Origin of the sequence: Belnapia moabensis DSM 16746, assembly GCF_000745835.1 — a bacterium.
Taxonomy (GTDB): domain Bacteria; phylum Pseudomonadota; class Alphaproteobacteria; order Acetobacterales; family Acetobacteraceae; genus Belnapia; species Belnapia moabensis.
Genome location: NZ_JQKB01000002.1, coordinates 92855 through 109079 on the forward strand (window position 1 = coordinate 92855; position 16225 = coordinate 109079).

The 16225-nt window shown below is 71.6% G+C and carries 14 protein-coding genes; 11 read left to right on the forward strand and 3 right to left on the reverse strand.

The genetic code is table 11. From position 1 onward, the window contains the following. Positions 1–7: 7 nt before the first annotated feature. Both EP26_RS01485 and EP26_RS01490 read left to right on the forward strand, forming a co-directional pair. Positions 8–1243, forward strand: a complete 1236-nt coding sequence (locus tag EP26_RS01485; protein ID WP_084112254.1) for an alpha-hydroxy acid oxidase — start codon at positions 8–10, stop codon at positions 1241–1243. A gap of 3 nt (positions 1244–1246) precedes the next feature. Beyond that, a complete protein-coding gene (locus EP26_RS01490; RefSeq protein WP_052388664.1) occupies positions 1247–2431 on the forward strand; it encodes an MFS transporter in 1185 nt (394 codons plus the stop codon). 191 nt (positions 2432–2622) lie between these two features. On the opposite strand, the gene EP26_RS01495 is transcribed toward EP26_RS01490, so the two are convergent. The 3 genes from EP26_RS01495 to EP26_RS01505 all read right to left on the reverse strand — a co-directional run bounded on the left by EP26_RS01495 (position 2623) and on the right by EP26_RS01505 (position 7191). Next, entirely contained in the window at positions 2623–4722 is a 2100-nt protein-coding gene (locus EP26_RS01495; RefSeq protein WP_043334928.1) for a carbohydrate-binding domain-containing protein, read from the reverse strand. 304 nt (positions 4723–5026) lie between these two features. Next, on the reverse strand, positions 5027–6232 hold the full coding sequence (locus EP26_RS01500) for a CaiB/BaiF CoA transferase family protein (protein WP_043334931.1): 1206 nt from the start codon (positions 6230–6232) through the stop codon (positions 5027–5029). Continuing rightward, positions 6229–7191 carry a hydroxymethylglutaryl-CoA lyase gene (locus EP26_RS01505; RefSeq protein ID WP_043334933.1) on the reverse strand — a complete coding sequence of 321 codons (963 nt, stop codon included), beginning with the start codon at positions 7189–7191 and terminating at the stop codon, positions 6229–6231. Before EP26_RS01505 ends, EP26_RS01500 begins: the two co-directional genes overlap by 4 nt. 113 nt (positions 7192–7304) lie before the next feature. Here EP26_RS01505 and EP26_RS01510 point away from each other — a divergent pair, with 113 nt between their 5' ends. The 9 genes from EP26_RS01510 (at position 7305) to EP26_RS01550 (ending at position 16222) form a co-directional block, all read left to right on the forward strand. Next, the gene (locus EP26_RS01510; RefSeq protein ID WP_043334936.1) at positions 7305–8093 is read left to right on the forward strand and encodes an enoyl-CoA hydratase/isomerase family protein; all 789 of its coding nucleotides are present in this window, start codon (positions 7305–7307) and stop codon (positions 8091–8093) included. Positions 8094–8173: 80 nt separating this feature from the next. Beyond that, on the forward strand, positions 8174–9280 hold the full coding sequence (locus EP26_RS01515; protein ID WP_043334939.1) for an NAD(P)/FAD-dependent oxidoreductase: 1107 nt from the start codon (positions 8174–8176) through the stop codon (positions 9278–9280). Positions 9281–9407: 127 nt separating this feature from the next. Then, positions 9408–9725 carry a hypothetical protein gene (locus tag EP26_RS01520; RefSeq protein ID WP_043334941.1) on the forward strand — a complete coding sequence of 106 codons (318 nt, stop codon included), beginning with the start codon at positions 9408–9410 and terminating at the stop codon, positions 9723–9725. Positions 9726–10010: 285 nt separating this feature from the next. Next, a complete protein-coding gene (locus EP26_RS01525; RefSeq protein ID WP_052388665.1) occupies positions 10011–10724 on the forward strand; it encodes a sugar transferase in 714 nt (237 codons plus the stop codon). Positions 10725–10790: 66 nt separating this feature from the next. Further along, the gene (locus EP26_RS01530) at positions 10791–12311 is read left to right on the forward strand and encodes a flippase (protein ID WP_043334943.1); all 1521 of its coding nucleotides are present in this window, start codon (positions 10791–10793) and stop codon (positions 12309–12311) included. Beyond that, on the forward strand, positions 12311–13381 hold the full coding sequence (locus EP26_RS01535) for a glycosyltransferase family 4 protein (protein WP_043334955.1): 1071 nt from the start codon (positions 12311–12313) through the stop codon (positions 13379–13381). The genes EP26_RS01530 and EP26_RS01535 overlap by 1 nt, the downstream gene beginning before the upstream one ends. Continuing rightward, positions 13378–14487: a glycosyltransferase gene (locus EP26_RS01540; RefSeq protein WP_043334957.1), complete on the forward strand. Its 1110-nt coding sequence runs from the start codon at positions 13378–13380 to the stop codon at positions 14485–14487. The genes EP26_RS01535 and EP26_RS01540 overlap by 4 nt, the downstream gene beginning before the upstream one ends. Beyond that, on the forward strand, positions 14484–15362 hold the full coding sequence (locus tag EP26_RS01545) for a glycosyltransferase family 2 protein (RefSeq protein ID WP_052388666.1): 879 nt from the start codon (positions 14484–14486) through the stop codon (positions 15360–15362). The genes EP26_RS01540 and EP26_RS01545 overlap by 4 nt, the downstream gene beginning before the upstream one ends. Beyond that, positions 15359–16222 (forward strand): glycosyltransferase family 2 protein, encoded by an 864-nt coding sequence (locus EP26_RS01550; RefSeq protein ID WP_043334960.1) that lies wholly within the window; start codon positions 15359–15361, stop codon positions 16220–16222. Before EP26_RS01545 ends, EP26_RS01550 begins: the two co-directional genes overlap by 4 nt. Positions 16223–16225 lie beyond the last annotated feature (3 nt).

The window sequence follows — 16225 nt, forward strand, 5'->3', positions numbered from 1 at the left end:
CGGAGCGATGCCGCCGGAGGGCGAGACGCGGGAGAGCCTGGCCGAGGCGACGCCGACGGTCGCGGCACGGCATGCCGAGCCGGGCCTGCCGCGCGGGCTCAGGCATATCCTCTCCCTCGACGATTTCGAGCATGCTGCGCGGCGGCACCTGCCGCGCATGCTCTACGGCTTCGTCTCCGGCGCGGCCGAGACCGACTCCTCCCTGCGCGACAACCGGGCGGCCTTCGGCGAGCTCGGCTTCGTCACCCGCGTGCTGACGGATGTGACCGCGCGGCAGACCGGCCGGGAGGTGCTCGGCCGGCGCTATGCGGCGCCCTTCGGCATCGCGCCGATGGGGGCCTCGGCGCTCTCGGCCTATCGCGGCGACCTGGTCTTCGCCCGCGCCGCGGCGGCGGCCAATATCCCGATGATCCTGAGCGCCTCCTCGCTCATCCCGCTCGAGGCGGTGCGTGACGAAGGGCCGACCGCCTGGTATCAGGCCTACCTGCCGGGCGAGCCGGCGCGGATCGAGGCGCTGGTCGACCGGGTGCTGGCCGCCGGCTACGACACCTTCGTCCTCACCGCCGACGTGCCGGTCTCGGCCAACCGCGAGAACAATGTCCGCAACGGCTATTCCCTGCCGCTGCGGCCCAACCTGCGGCTCGCCTGGGAGGGCATCAGCCACCCCCGCTGGCTCCTCGGCACGGCGCTCCGGACGCTGAAGAACCACGGCATGCCGCATTTCGAGAACATGGATGCAACGCGCGGCCCGCCGGTGCTCTCCTCCAACCTGATCCGGGCGATCGGCCGGCGGGACGGCCTCACCTGGGAGCACCTGTCGCTGATCCGGGCGCGCTGGCCGGGGCAGCTGCTGGTGAAGGGCATCCTCTCGGCCGAGGATGCGCGCATCGCCCGCGAATGCGGCGCCGATGGCGTCATCGTCTCCAACCATGGCGGCCGGCAGCTCGACGGCGCCCTCTCGCCGCTGCGGTTGCTGCCGGAGATCGCGCAAGCCGCGGCGGGCATGGCGGTCCTCTACGACGGCGGCATCCGGCGTGGGACGGATGTGCTGAAGGCGCTGGCCCTTGGCGCCGACTTCACCTTCCTCGGCCGGCCCTTCCTCTATGCGGCGGCGGTCGGCGGCGAGGCCGGGCTGCGGCACGCCATCACCCTCCTCTGGGAGGAGATCCACCGCGACATGGCGATGCTCGGCATCACCGATCTCGGGCAGCTCTCGCCCGACTACCTGCGGCGGCTAGGTTAGGCCTTGCGCCTGTCCGGGCTGGGGGCGGCGCTCGCGGCAACGACGGGCGCACAGTCGCTGGCGACGCTCGCCGTCTTCACCCTGCCGGTGCTGGCGACCATGGCGGCGCGGGACCTCGGCGCCGAGCCGCACTGGCTCGGCTGGCAGGTGGCCTGCACCTATGCCGCGGCCAGCGCGACCTCGATGTTCTCCGGCGGCCTGCTGCGCCGACTGGGGCCGGCGCGCTGCACCCAGCTGGCGCTGGCGGCGGGGGCGGCGGCCTGCCTGCTGATCGTCGGCGCCGGGCTGCCGGGGGCGGTGCTCGGCTCCTTCCTCACCGGCATCGGCTACGGGCTGACCAATCCCGCCGCCTCCCAGGTGCTGGCCCGGCTGACGCCGCCCGCGCGCCGCAACCGCGTCTTCGCCATCAAGCAGACCGGCGTGCCGATCGGCGGCGCGCTGGCCGGGGCCCTGCTGCCCGGCCTCGCCGGCGCGATCGGCTGGCGCGGCGCGATCCTCTCCGTGGCCGCGGTGATGGCCACGGCGGCGCTCTGCTGCGGCGCCTTCCGCCGGCACTGGGATGGCGAGCGGGAGCCGGGCGCACCGCTCGGCGCGGGCGCGCTCGGCGGCATCGTGGCCCTCCGCACGCGGCCGGGGCTCGGCGCGCTGGCGGTGATCTCGGCCTGCTTCTCGGGATTCCAGCTCGCCCTCGGCTCCTACATCGTCACCATGCTGGTCGAGGAAGGCGGATGGGCGCCGGTGGCCGCCGGCTTCGTCGCCGCGGCAAGCCAGGCAGTCGGCATCGGGGCGCGCATCGCCTGGGGCGTGGTGGCGGATTGGTGGCGCTCGGGGATGAAGACGCTGGCGGCGATCGGCGTCTGCACCTGCCTCGGCGGGGCGGTGCTGCCGCTGGCGCTGGAGGGGCCGGGCGCCGGGCTCGTCCTGCTGCTCTGCCTGCTCGGCACCTGCGCGGCGGGCTGGAACGGGCTGCTGCTGGCCGAGGCGGCGCGGATGGCCGCATCCGGCAAGGCAGGCGATGCGGCGGGCGGCGTGCTCTCGGTCGCCTTCGCCGGGGTGGTGGTGGGGCCGTCGCTTTTCGGCGCGGCGGTGGCGCTGACGCAGTCCTATTCGATGGCCTTCGGGATGCTCGCCGTCTTCCCAGGGCTCGGCGCGCTGATCGCCTGGCGGGCCGCGCTGCGGTCGCGCTAGGCCCGGATTGCGATCAGGTCTTGGTGCGGCGCGCTGAGGTGACTCACGTTCCGGATCACCGAGCATGATCCGCGATCATCGGATCGCGCATCATGCCCCAGCCTGTCGCCTTGCCGCCTGATCGAAGCCCGAGGCCGTTCCAGCCCTCGGCGATCATGCGCTGATCGCCACCCGGCCCGCCGCCCGCGCCGTCAGGCGATGGCGTGGTACAGGTCCAGCACCGGCGCCGCCAGCGCGCGCCCGATCACCGCCGCATCGGCGCTCGACATGTGCGAACTGTTGGAGCCCGCCTCGGGCCCGCCCGCCATGGTGATGTTCGATCCATAGGCCACCCAGGACAGCTTCGCTTCGAAGGTGGGATCGGCGGACAGCTCCTCCATGCCCTGGCGAATGGCAGGGAAACTGCCGCCATAGGGATAGCGGACCGGCACGAAGAGGTAGGGCGTGCTGTCGGCGGACTGATGGTCAAGGATGTCGCGCACGGCGGCGGCATCCGCCTGCACCTCCTGCTTCCACAGCGACGTCGTCAGCCCGCCGATCTGCTGGTCGTACTCGTTGTGCATCCAGAGGGTGACTGTCCCGTTGTCCTTGATGTCCGCCGGCAGCGCGGTGAGATAGTCGTGCATCTTCTTCTGCTGGCCGCCGCTGTCCCAGGTGGTGAAGGCGGTAGCGGAGAACTCCGTCTTGTTGTCGCCGCCGAGGATGTTGATCCTGACGCCCGGCAGCGCCTTCTGCAGTTCGGCCTTCAGCGCGTCGTCGCCGCCATACTGGTCGAACAGCAAGGCATTGGACTGGCCGCGGATCAGCACGTTCAGATCCGTAAGCCCGTCATGGTTCACCGTGGTGACGGGCGCCGTCGTCACCGGCGTCGTCGTCACCGGCGGCAGCGTTACCGGCGGCGGCGCCGTGGCGGCGGCTTCGGTGAAGGTGAAATTCGCCTCCGAATTCGTCGCTCCCCCGGTGATGGGCTTGGCGACGCCCATGATCTCCACGCCGTTGTACTTGGCGCCGTCCAGATAGAGGTTGCGGTCCGCGCCTGACCAGCCGCCATAGGCGTCGTTGAGGAAGCTGATCTTGACCTGATGCGTCCCCGGCCCCCAGTCGCCGGCGATGTCGATGGTGTCGCTCGCCTTGTTGGCGTGGCTGGCGGTGGTCGTGTAGGTGCCGCCGACCTGCTTGCCGTCCACCGTGACGGTGAACTGCGCGTGGATGTTGTTGTAGGCCTGCTCCGACATCCGCAGCGTCAGATGGTCCGGGCTCTCGGTGCCGGTCGTCGGCGGCGTCGTGGTCGGCGGCGGCTCGGTCCCGGTCGTCGGCGGCGTCGTGGGCGGCGGCGGCTCGGTCCCGGTCGTCGGCGGCGTCGTGGTCGGCGGCGGCTCGGTCCCGGTCGTCGGCGACGGCTCGGTCCCGGTCGTCGGCGGCGTCGTGGGCGGCGGGGTCGTCGTCGTCAGCGGCGTCGTGTCAGTGACCTTGAAGACATGCGGGTCATAAGCCGACCACATGTTCAGCTTGGCATTGGGGACGACCACGCCGTTATAGGTTGCGCCGTCTAGGTACAGGTTGCGGTCGCCGCCGGGACCCTTGGCGTCATTGAGGAAGCGGATGTCGACCGAATGGTCGCCGCTCGCCCAGTTGCCCTTCAGCGTTACCGTATCGGATTTCCAGCCATGGATGGCGGTCGTCTGATAGGTCCCGCCGACCTGCACGCCATCGACGAAGACCGAGAATCGCGCCGGATCGCCGTAGAGGCTCTGGCTCACCTTCAGCACCAGCGTATCTGTCGTGCCGGTGGAGGGCGTCGTGGTCGTCGGAGGCGGGACCGTCGTAGTCGGGGGCGGGGTCGTGGTCGGCGGTGGGGTCGTCGTCGTCGGGGGCGGGACCGTCGTGGTCGGCGGTGGGGTCGTCGTCGGAGGCGGGGTCGTTGTCGTCGGGGGCGGCTGCGTCGTCGTGGGCAGCGGCGTCGTATCGGTCAGCTTGAAGGTATTCCGATCATAGGCCGACCACATGTTGAGGACGGCGCCGGGGACGGCCACGCCGTTATAGGCCGCGCTGTCGAGGTAGAGATTGCGGTCACCGCCCGCATCCTTGAAATCGTTCAGGTATTTGAGCTGAACCGTGTGCTCGCCCTTGTCCCAGTCCCCGGTCAGGGTGACCGTATCCGTCCTCCAGCCATGGATGGCACTGGCCTGGTAGGTCCCGCCGACCTGCTTGCCATCCACGAAGACCGTGAATTGCGCCGGCACGCCATAGACGCTCTGGCTGACTTTCAGCTGAAGGGTATCGGTTGGCATGCCTGTTGAGATCCTGTCCAAATATTGACGAGCACGGTATGTCTATTTTTTTGTATTGTTGCAAAACTTTTCCATCGTATAAGATTGAAGCCAATATATTTGTGAGGTGGAAACCGCTTCGAAGAACGATTCATATCGAACGGCAGGGATTGTCGGATGGCCGATCAACCGGAAGGTTGAAGTCCAAGGCCGTAGGCCGGCCACGTCTTGGTCGGCAGCCAGGGTCAAGGCGGCCGCCACCTCATCCGGCGGTGCCTATTTCCCCGGGTCTAACACCATAATCAGGCAGTTAAGGCGCAGCGGCTCAGGCTGAAGCCTCGGCCAGCACGCCGGCGGCGACGAGGGCCGTGATCTCGGCCGCGGTGAAGCCGGCCTCGGCCAGCACCTCGCCATTATGCTCGCCGAGGCACGGCGGCTGGCGGCTGAGGCCCGCGCGCTCCCGCTCCTCGCCGAATTCGAGCGGCAGGGCGGGCAGGCCGAACATCGCCCCGCCGCCGAGGGCGGAGATCGCCGTCTGCAGCAACCCGCCCCCCGCCAGCAGGTGCGGGTCCTCGAACAGGTCGGCCGGCCTGCCGACCGGCGCCCAGGAGATGCCCGCCGCCTCGCAGCGCCGCGCCACCTCGGCCTGTTCGTGCCGGCGGAACACCTCGGCGAGGGCGGGTATCAGCCAGGACCGCTCCTTCGCCCGCTGCGCATTGGTGGCAAGGCGAGGGTCGGCGGCCAGCTCCGCCAGGCCGAAGGCCTCAGTGAAGCGCGCCCATTGCTGGTCGCTGGTGACGCCGACGAAGAGTTGCCCCCCTCCCCCCGTTTCGAAGGCATCGTAGATGCCCCAGGCGCCGCGCCGCGCCGGCATCGGCGGCGGCGGCTCGCCGGTGGCGGCAAGCCCCGCCATATGGCTGCCCATCAGGAACACCGCGCTCTCGAACAGCGCGCTGCTGACGCGCTGCCCCTCGCCGGTCCGGTCCCGCTCGCGCAGCGCCGCCAGCGCCGCGGTGACGCCGAAGACGGCGCCGAGGATGTCGATGATCGAGGCTCCGGCCCGCAACGGCCGCCCCGGCGGCCCGGTCATGTAGGCGAGGCCGGACTGGAACTGCACCACCTCGTCGAGCGCCGGCCGATGCTCATAGGGCCCGGCGAGGAACCCCTTCAGCGCCAGATAGACTAGTCGTGGATTGACCGCGCGCAGATCCTCCCAGCCGCAACCCAGCCGCTCCATCGTCCCCGGCCCGTAATTCTCCAGCACCAGATCGGCTCGGACCGCCAGCCGGTGCGCCGCCTGCCGGCCCTCGGGCCGCTTCAGGTCGAGGGCGATGCTGCGCTTGTTGCGGTTGAAGGTGGCGAAGAAGCCGGCGGCGAAGCCGGGCAGCCGCCTCGTATGGTCGCCGGCCGGCGCCGGCTCCACCTTCACCACATCCGCGCCGAGATCGGCCAGCACCAGCCCGGCGCAGGGCCCCATGATGGTATGGCTGAACTCCAGGACGCGCAGCCCCGCCAGCGGCGCCGTGCTCATGCCGCGGCCGCCCGGCGGAAGGCGGCGAGGCTCCCGGCGCGGATCAGCTCGCTCGGCAGCTGATGCCCGACGATGCGCTCCGCCAGCCGCCCCACCTCGATCAGCGCGTCGAGGTCGATCCCCGTGGCGATGCCCATCTCCTCGCAGAGCAGCGCCAGCTCCTCGGTGCAGATATTGCCCGCCGCCCCCTTCTGCCCGGCGAAGGGGCAGCCGCCGAGCCCGCCCACCGTGCTGTCGAACCTCGTGACGCCCAGCCGCAGCCCCGCATGTGCATTGGCCACGGCCAGCCCCCGCGTATCGTGCAGGTGCAACCCGATGCGCAAGCCCGGCCACCGCTCCCGCACCGCCCCGACGCCGCGCTCGATGCGGATCGGTGTCGCCCAACCCATGGTGTCGGCCAGCGAGACATCGCTGATCGCAACCCCCGCCTCCCCGGCGATGGCGAGGCCGTCGGCGACGGTTTGCACCACCTGCTCCGGCGTGATGTCACCTTGGTAATTGCAGCCGAAGGCCGCCATGACGCCGATGCGCGGCACCGGCACCCCGGCCTCCAGATGCACCGCCGTCTGCTTGCGCATCGCCTCCAGATTCTCGGCATGGCCCCGGTTGAGGTTCTTGCGTGAGAAGGCATCCGAGGCGGAGAGCGAGATGGAGCCGGTGATCGTCAGCCGGTCGCGGAAGGCCAGCGCCCGCCGCAGACCGCTCTCGTTGAACCAGAGGCCGGTGTAATGGACGCCCGGCTTCGGCCGGAAGCCGCCGGCGACGGCCTCCGCATCCGCCCAGCCCGGCACCAGCCGCGGATTGACGAAGGAGCAGACCTGGATGTGGCGGAGGCCCGTCTCGGCCAGCGCCTCGACCAGCGCGATCTTGTCGGCCGAGGGGATCGGGCCCGGCTCGATCTGGAAGCCCTCGCGCGGGCCCTCCTCATGGATGTCCACATGCTGCGGCAGGTCGGCCATGCTCGCGTTCCCTATCGATCGGGGCGGAGACTACTCCTCCGCCACCGCGGCGCCAGCACCCTTGCCGCGGCGGTCGCGGCCCGGCACAAAACCCCCGACACCGGAGGACCATGATGAGCGCCAGGGATGAGGGCCGCCTGCCGAGCCTCAGCATCGAGGGCAGCCGCGCCACGCTGCGGCTCAACCGGCCGGAGGTGATGAACAGGGTGCAGCCCGAGGACATCACGGAAGTCCTCCGCATCCTTGAGCAGGTGGAGGCCGACCCGGCCGTGCGCGTCTTGGTGATCGCCTCCGAGGGCCGCGCCTTCTCCGCCGGCGCCCATCTCGGCGCCATGGCCGAGCAGGCCGAGGGCCGCGCCAGCGGCGACCAGGCCCAAGGCTTCGAGAGCTTCGTCGACCGGGTGGAGATGCTGCGCATCCCGACCATCGCCCGCCTCCACGCGGGGGTCTATGGCGGCAGCACCGACCTGGCGCTGGCCTGCGACTTCCGCGTCGGCACGCCGGCCGTGCGCATGTTCATGCCGGCCGCGCGGATCGGCCTGCATTATTACGAGAGCGGCCTCAGGCGCTACGTCTCCCGCCTTGGCTTCAACAACGCCAAGCGCCTCTTCATGTTGGCCGAGGAGCAGGAGGCCGAAGAGCTTCTCCGCATCGGCTACCTCACCGACCTCGTCGCGCCGGACGAGCTGGACGCCCGGATCGAGGCCATCGCCGGGCGGCTCGGCGAGCTGGCGCCGCTCGCGGTGCAGGGGGTGAAGCGCTCCATCAACGAGATCGGCCACCAGGCCCTGGACGTCGCGGCGCTCGAGGCGCGCATGGCCGGTGCCAAGGCCAGCGAGGACCTCCGCGAGGGCCTCCGGGCCTTCCAGGAGAAGCGGAAGCCGGTCTTCCAGGGACGTTGAGCGGTGCTCCGGCAAAGGCGATTGGCGCGGGCGCGGCAAGCGCCACATCTTGCGCGGGACTGATCTAGGACGGAATCGGGATGGACGAATTCGACTGCGTCGTCGCCGGCGCCGGCGTGGTGGGGCTCGCGGTCGCGCGCGCCCTGGCGCTGGCGGGGCGCGAGGTTCTGGTGCTGGATGCGGCGGAGGGGATCGGCACCGAGACCTCCTCGCGCAATTCCGAGGTGATCCATGCCGGCATCTACTACCCGGCCGGCAGCCTGATGGCGCGCTGCTGCGTCGAGGGCAAGCAGATGCTCTACGCTTATTGCGCCGAGCGCGGCATCCCGCACGCCAATTGCGGGAAGCTGATCGTGGCGACGGACGAGGCGGAGGCGGAGAAGCTGGCCTCCATCCAGGCCCGCGCCGCCGCCAACGGCGTGCCCGACCTCCGGCGCCTCGAACGCGCCGAGGCGCTGGCGCTGGAGCCGGCGCTCTCCTGCACGGCGGCGCTGCTCTCGCCCTCGACCGGCATCATCGACAGCCATGCCTACATGCTGTCGCTCCAGGGCGATGCCGAGAATGCCGGGGCGATCTTCGTCTTCCACGCTCCCGTCACCGGCGGGCGCCTGACCGAGGAGGGCGTCGAGCTCGAGGTCGGCGGGGCGGAGCCGATGGCGCTGCGCTGCCGCAGCTTCATCAACGCCGCCGGCCTGCATGCGCCGAAGCTGGCCCGCTCGCTGGCTGGCATGCCAAGCCAGCTGGTGCCCACGGCCTACTACGCCAAGGGCAACTACTTCACCCTGACGGGGAAGAACCCCTTCTCCCGGCTGATCTACCCGGTGCCCGTCCCCGGCGGGCTCGGGACGCACCTCACCATTGACCTCGGCGGCCAGGCGCGGTTCGGGCCGGATGTCGAATGGGTGGAGGAGATCGACTACGAGGTCGATCCGCGCCGGGGCGAGAGCTTCTACGCCGCCATCCGTCGGTACTGGCCCGAGCTGAAGGACGGCGCGCTGGCGCCGGGCTATTCCGGTATTCGCCCGAAGATCGTCCCGCCGGGCGCGCCGGGGCAGGATTTCACCCTGCAAGGGCCGCGGACGCATGGGGCGCCGGGGCTCCTGAACCTATTCGGTATCGAAAGCCCAGGGCTCACCGCATCCCTTGCTCTCGGGCAACTAGCGGTGGAGATTCTCACGGAGGCATGAGCGCCTCGGTTCACTTTTATGTAAACTTCCTTTTGTAGGGCCCTGTTCTCTCTACTGTCATCCCACCGCGATGGATCGTTCGCCATCCTTCCCGCATTGGGCCGCGGCAATGAGGAAGGACCCTATCGTGCACGCCGAGTCTGCCGCCGACCCCGGGATGCTCACCTATCTGACCGACGCGGCGGATCTCGCCCCCGGCCAGGCCGCCCCGCGCGTCGGGGACGCGGTCGAGCTGCGGCCGCGCCGCGGCGGTGCCGAGATCGAGGCTTGGTCGGCGGCCGGCATACGGCTCGGCCGGCTGCCTCCGGCGGAGCGGGCGGCGCTCGACGGCCTGCTTGCCGAGGATGGCCGGCCGCTGCGCGGGCGGATCACCGCCCTGGTGCCGCGGCCGCACCAGCTCGGGGCGGGCCGAATCCATATCAGCGTGACCACCGCCGGCGGCTGAGCCCGGCCATTTGCGGCGCCCGTATTCGGCCGTCCCGGGGAGACCCGGGGCGGCCGACCCGCATTTGACGCCGCCCGATTGCTGGCCTCGGGCGCTTTATCGCGCTCCGGGATCGTTGCTCTCGCATTCTTGTGCGGTGCCACAATCCGGCCGCAAGCGCGTCGCAATCCCGCACGACCTGGCCCCCATAGTCCGAACGTCCGGAACGGTCTGACCCGTCAACCGAACCGGGCAAGGATTACCGGCGCCATCCCCCTACCCGGCGCCGGGACCCAGGAGAGCCAGATGTCGTCCATGCTTGGCGTTGAGTCCTATCGCGGTCTGACGCATTCGCAGTCCACCATCGGCCCCCTTGCGGTGCGCCTGCCCCGGCAGGCCACCTCCGGGCCGCAGGCGGTGGCGAAGCGGGCGCTCGATATCGCCGGCGCCGGTGCGCTGCTTCTGCTCGGCGCCCCCGTCTTCCTGCTGCTCGCCCTGCTGGTCCGCGCTGATGGCGGGCCGGCCTTCTACGCCCATGAGCGCATCGGCCGCGGCGGGCGCCGCTTCGGCTGCCTCAAGTTCCGCTCCATGGTGGTGGACAGCGCCGCCCGGCTGGAGGCGCTGCTCGCCGCCGACCCCGCCGCCCGCGCGGAATGGGAGGCGACGCGCAAGCTCCGCCACGACCCGCGCATCACCTGGATCGGCCGCTTCCTGCGCGCCACCAGCCTCGACGAGCTGCCCCAGCTCATCAACGTCCTCCGCGGCGATATGAGCTTGGTCGGCCCCCGCCCGGTGGTCGCGGCGGAGCTCGCCGCCCATTACGGCGCGGCGGCCGAGCACTACCTCTCGGTGCGGCCCGGCATCACCGGCCTCTGGCAGGTAAGCGGGCGGTCGGACACCAGCTACGCCCAGCGCGTTGCCCTCGACGTGCGCTACGCGACCAATCCCTCGCTGCTTGAGGATGTCCGCATCCTCATCCGCACCCCGGCCGCGGTGCTGCTGCGGCGCGGCGCTTACTAAGCGCGACTTGACCTGAAGCCGCCGCGCTGGCACGGCGCGGCACAAGGCATCGGAATCATTGCCATCATGGCCGATCCGGCAGAGTCCCGCACCCGCGGCCGAACCATGGTCGCGGGTGTGGTCTGGAACGGGCTGGGGCGCGGCATCCCGCTCCTCCTCGCCCTGGTCCTCACCCCCATTCTCATTCACCAGCTCGGCCTCGACCGCTGGGCGCTCTTTACCCTGGCGCTGGCGATGGTCGGCGTCTTCGGCGTCTTCGATTTCGGCGTCGGTCAGGCGCTGACGCGGGCCATCTCGGAGCGCATCGGCACTGGCCGCGGCAACGAGGCGGCGGCGCTGGTCGAGGCGGCGCTCGGGACGCTGCTCGGCATCAGCCTCGTCGTGGCGCTCGGCCTCTGGCTCTTCGTGCCCGTGCTGGTCGACCGCGTGCTGCAGGTGCCGCCCGGCCTCCGCGAGCAGGCGATCGGCGCGATGCGGGTGCTGGCCGGCGCCGCCCCGCTCGTCGTGTTGAACGCGGCGCTCTGGGGCGTGCTGGCCGCCTATCAGCGGTTCCGCGCCGCCAATCTCGTCACCATGCCGGTGAACCTCCTCTACTACCTCGGCCCGGTGCTGGTGCTGCTGGTCTGGGACAGCCTGGTCGGGGTGATGCTGGCCCTCGTCGCTTGCCGGCTGGCGAGCACCCTCTCCTACCTCTGGCTCATTCGGCCGCTGGTGCCGGGGCTCGGGCTGCGCTGGCCGCGCTTCGCCCTGGTGGTGCCGCTGCTGAGGCTCGGTGGCTGGATGACCGTCAACGGGCTGATGACCCAGGCGCTGCTCTATACCGACCGCTTCCTCATCGGCGCGTTGCTGAGCCTCTCCGCCGTCGCCTTCTACGCGACGCCGCTCGACCTCGTGCTGCGCGCCTGGATCCTGCCGGTGGCCGTCGCGCAGACGCTGCTGCCCGCCTTCGCCTCCTCCTTCCTCACCGCCCCGGCCTCGACCGCGACGCTGCTGCGGCGGGGCGGGCTGCTGGTGATGCTGCTGGTGCTGCCCGCCTGCCTGGTGATCGTCGGCGGCGCGCGCGAAATCCTCTGGCTCTGGCTCGGCCAGGGTTTCGCCGAGGGCAGCGCGCGGGTGCTGCAATGGCTCGGCTGCGGCATCTTCTTCTCCTGCGTCGCCTTCGCGCCGCATGCGATGCTGGACGCGATCGGCCGGCCCGACGCCTCGGCGAAATTCGCCGCCTTGCAAGCCATCATCTTCATCCCGCTGGCGGCCCTGCTGATCCACCTCATCGGCATCGAGGGCGCGGCGATCGCCTGGACGGCACGGGCGGCGACGGATTGCCTGGGCAAGCTCGCCCTGGTGGCGCGCCTCTTCCCGCCGGCGGCGGATGCGGCCCGGCGCCTTGCCCTGCCCCTCGTGGCGGGCGGCGCCGGCCTGCTGCTGCTGCTGCCGATGCCGGGTCTCGCGCCGCTGCTGATGGCGGCGGCGCTCGCGGTCGCGGTCTTCGCCCTGGCCGGGCTCCGCGCGCTGGACGACGAGGAGCGGTCGAATATCGGCGCGCTGATCCGCCAGCCGCGCCTGCTGCTGAAGCCGGGAGCGCCCTGATGATCGCCGTCAATGGCCGCTTCCTGACCCAGCGCGTCACCGGCGTGCAGCGCTTCGCCGCCGAGATCACCCGCGCGCTGGACGCGATGGCCGCCGAAAGCCTGCTGCCCGGCGCCCGCCTGCTGCGCCCGGCGGGCGGCGCACCCTCCCCCTTCCCCCATCTCCGCGACGAGCCCTTCGGCCGGCTGCGCGGCCAAGCCTGGGAGCAGATGGAGCTGCCGGCACGGGCGCGCGGCGCCGTCCTGGTCAACCTCGGCAATGCCGCGCCGCTGCTGGCGGGCGGCCGGCAGGCGGTCGTCATTCACGACGCCGGCGCCTTCGACACGCCGGAGAGCTACTCGCTCGCCTTCCGCTCCTGGTATCGCGGCATGCACTGGGCGCTGCCGCGGGCGGGCGCCCGGCTGCTGACCGTCTCCGAATTCTCGCGCGGCCGCATCGCCCATCATCTCCGCATCGACGCGGCGCAGATCGGCGTCGTCCACGAAGGCGGCGAGCACATCCTCCGCGGGCCGGCCGATGCGGCGGTCCTCGCCCGCAACGGCCTGCAACCCGGCCGCTTCGCCCTCGTCGTCGGCACCCGCGCCGCGCACAAAGGGCTGGCCGGACTCGGCGAGGCCCAGGCCCTGCTCGCCTCCCGCGGCCTCACGCTGGCCGTCGCCGGCGCCGCCGATGCCAATGTCTTCCGCAATGCCGGCGACCCGCAAGGCCAGGCCGTGACCCCGCTCGGCCGCGTCACCGATGCCGAGCTGCGCGCCCTCTACGAATCCGCCCTCTGCCTCATCTTCCCCTCCCGCTACGAAGGCTTCGGCCTGCCCCCCTTGGAGGCGATGACCTGCGGCTGTCCGGTGATCGCCGCCCATGCCGCCGCCGTGCCCGAAGTCTGCGGCGAGGCGGCACTCTGGTTCGACAATGACGGCCCGCGCCGCCTGCCCGACGCCCTAGCCCGCCTGCTCGACGAGCCCGGCCTCCCCGCGCGCCTCCGCACCGAGGGCCTGTCGCGCGCCGCCCGCTTCTCCTGGCGCGCCGCGGCCGAGCGTCTGGTCTCGCTGCTGCCGAAGGAGGATGCGTGAAGGTCGCCCTCGTCCATGAATGGCTCGACAGCTATGCCGGCTCCGAGCGCGTGCTCGAGCAGTTCATCCAGCTCTGGCCGGAGGCGGATGTCTTCGCCGTCTGCGACTTCCTGCCCGAGTCCGAGCGCGGCTTCCTCCGCGGCAGGCCCGTCACGACGAGCTTCATCCAGCGCCTGCCCCTCGCCCGCCGCATGTTCCGCAACTACCTCGGGCTGATGCCGCTCGCCATCGAGCAGCTCGACCTCTCCGGCTACGACCTCATCCTCTCCTCCTCCCACGCCGTGGCGAAGGGTGTCCTGACCGGCCCCGGCCAGCTGCATGTCAGCTACATCCACAGCCCGATGCGCTACGCCTGGGACCTCCAGCACCAATATCTCCGCCAGGCCCGGCTGGAGCGCGGGCTGAAGGGCGCCTACACCCGCTGGCTGCTGCACCGCCTCCGCCTCTGGGACCGCAGCTCGGCCGCCGGCGTCGACAGCCTCGTCGGCAACAGCAGCTACATCGCAGAGCGCATCCGCAAGGTCTGGCGGCGCGAGGCGACGGTGATCCACCCGCCGGTGGACGTGACGCGCTTCGGCCTCGGCACCGCCCCGCGCGGCGACCACTACCTGCTCGCCTCCCGCATGGTCCCCTACAAGCGCGTCGAGCTGCTGGTCGAAGCCTTCCGCCGCATGCCCGGCCGCCGCCTGGTGGTGACCGGCGACGGCCCCTCCGAGCCTCTGGTCCGCGCCGCCGCACAGGGCGCCCCCAATGTCGAGCTGCGCGGCCGCGTCCCCCAGGCTGAGCTGATCGCCCTCACCCAGACTGCCCGCGCCTTCGTCTTCGCCGCCGAGGAGGATTTCGGCATCGCCATGGTCGAGGCCCAGGCCTGCGGCACGCCGCTGATCGCCTTCGGACGCGGCGGCGCCCGCGACATCGTGCGCGAGGGTGAAACCGGCCTGCTCTTCCCTGAGCAAAGCGCCGAGGCGGTCATGGCCGCCGTCGAGCGCTTCGAGACGCTCCCCACCCCCATCGCTCCCGAGGTCTGCCGCGCCAACGCCCTGCGCTTTTCGGAGGAGGCCTTCCGCACCGCCATCCGCGCGCATGTGGAGGCGCTGCTGCCGTGACTTTCTCGCTCGTCGTGGCCACACGCGGACGGGATGCCGAGCTGGCCGCCCTCTTCGACAGCCTGCTGGCTCAGGGCCGCGCGGATACCGAGGTCATCGTCGTCGACCAGAATGCCGATGACCGCCTCGCCCCAGTCATCGCCGCCTATGAAGCCCGGCTCCCCCTGCTCTGGCGCCGCTCCGCCGTCGCCAATGCCTGCCACGCCCGCAACCTCGGCCTCGCCTTGGCGCGCGGCGACATCGTCGGCTTCCCCGACGACGACTGCACCTATCCGCTTGGCCTGCTGGACCGCGTGGCCGCCGCCTTCGCTGGCGATCCAAGGCTCACCGTGCTGACCGGCCCGGCCGCCTCGCCCGAGGGTGGCCTCGGCTCCGGCCGCTGGCGAATGGAGGCAGGCCCGATCACCCCCGCCAATGCCTGGACCAGCGTAATCGAGTTCAACCTCTTCCTCCGCCGCGAGGTGGCCCTGGCCCTGGGCGGCTTCGACGAACGGCTCGGCCCCGGCACCCCCTACGGCTCGGCCGAGGGCAACGACCTGGTGCTGCGGGCGATCCGCGCCGGCCATGCCGCGCGCTACGAGCCGGGGCAACTGGTCGTCCATCCCGACAAGCGCCTCACCCCAGTCGCCGTCGAGCGGGCGGCACTCTACGGCCGCGGCTTCGGCTTCGTGCTGCGGCGCCATGCGGTGCCGGCCGGGGTCTGGCTGCCCTTCCTCATCCGCCCGCTGGGCGGCGCACTCCTCAGCCTCGCGCGCGGACGGCTGCTGGCCGCGCGTTACTACTGGGCGACGCTGCGCGGCCGGGTCTCGGGCTTCGCCGCGCCTGGCCCGGCGCAGGGCCTGCCGCTCGCCCCCATGGCGGAAGCGGCGCGATGAGGCTCGCCATCGGCATCGCCACTCGCGGCCGCCCGGCGATCCTGGCCGAGGTGCTGCACGACCTTTCCCGCCAGACCCGCCCCGCCGACCGCATCCTCGTGTGCCACGCGACGCCGGACGACATCGGCGCACCGCTCCCCGGCATCGAATACTTCACCGCCCCGGCCGGCCTGCCACGCCAGCGCAACGCCATCATGGACCGCGCGGCGGATTGCGACGTCCTGCTCTTCCTCGACGACGACTTCCTCGCCGCCCCCGACTACGCCGCGGTGACCGAAGCTGTCTTCGCCGCCCGGCCGGAGGTGGTGGTGACGACGGGCACCGTCATCGCCGACGGCGCCAACGGTCCCGGCTTCCCGGTCGCCGAAGGCCGCCGCCTGCTCGCCGCCGACACCCCGCCCGCCGACAGCATGGCGGCGCACCCGCATTTCAACGGCTATGGGTGCAACATGGCCTTCCGCATGGCGGTGGTGCGCGCGCATGGCATCCGCGTCGACGAGGCGCTGCCGGCCTATGCCTGGTACGAGGATCTCGACGTGACCCGCCTGCTCGGGCGCCACGGGTCGATCCTGCGGCTCGAAGGCGCCCGCGGCGTGCATCTCGGCGCCAAGGTCGGGCGAAGCCCCGGCCTCCGCCTCGGCTACTCGCAGATCGCCAACCCCATCTACCTCGCCCGCAAGGGCACCTATCCCTGGAACCGGGCGCTCCGCAGCATGGCGCGGCACTGGGCGATGAACCTCGCCCGCAGCCCCTTCCCCGAGCCCTGGGCCGATCGCTGGGGCCGCTTCCGCGGCAACATGCTGGCGCTCGCCGACCTGGCCCGCGGCCGGCTGCGCCCCGGCCGGATCGAGGAGCTGTAGGCC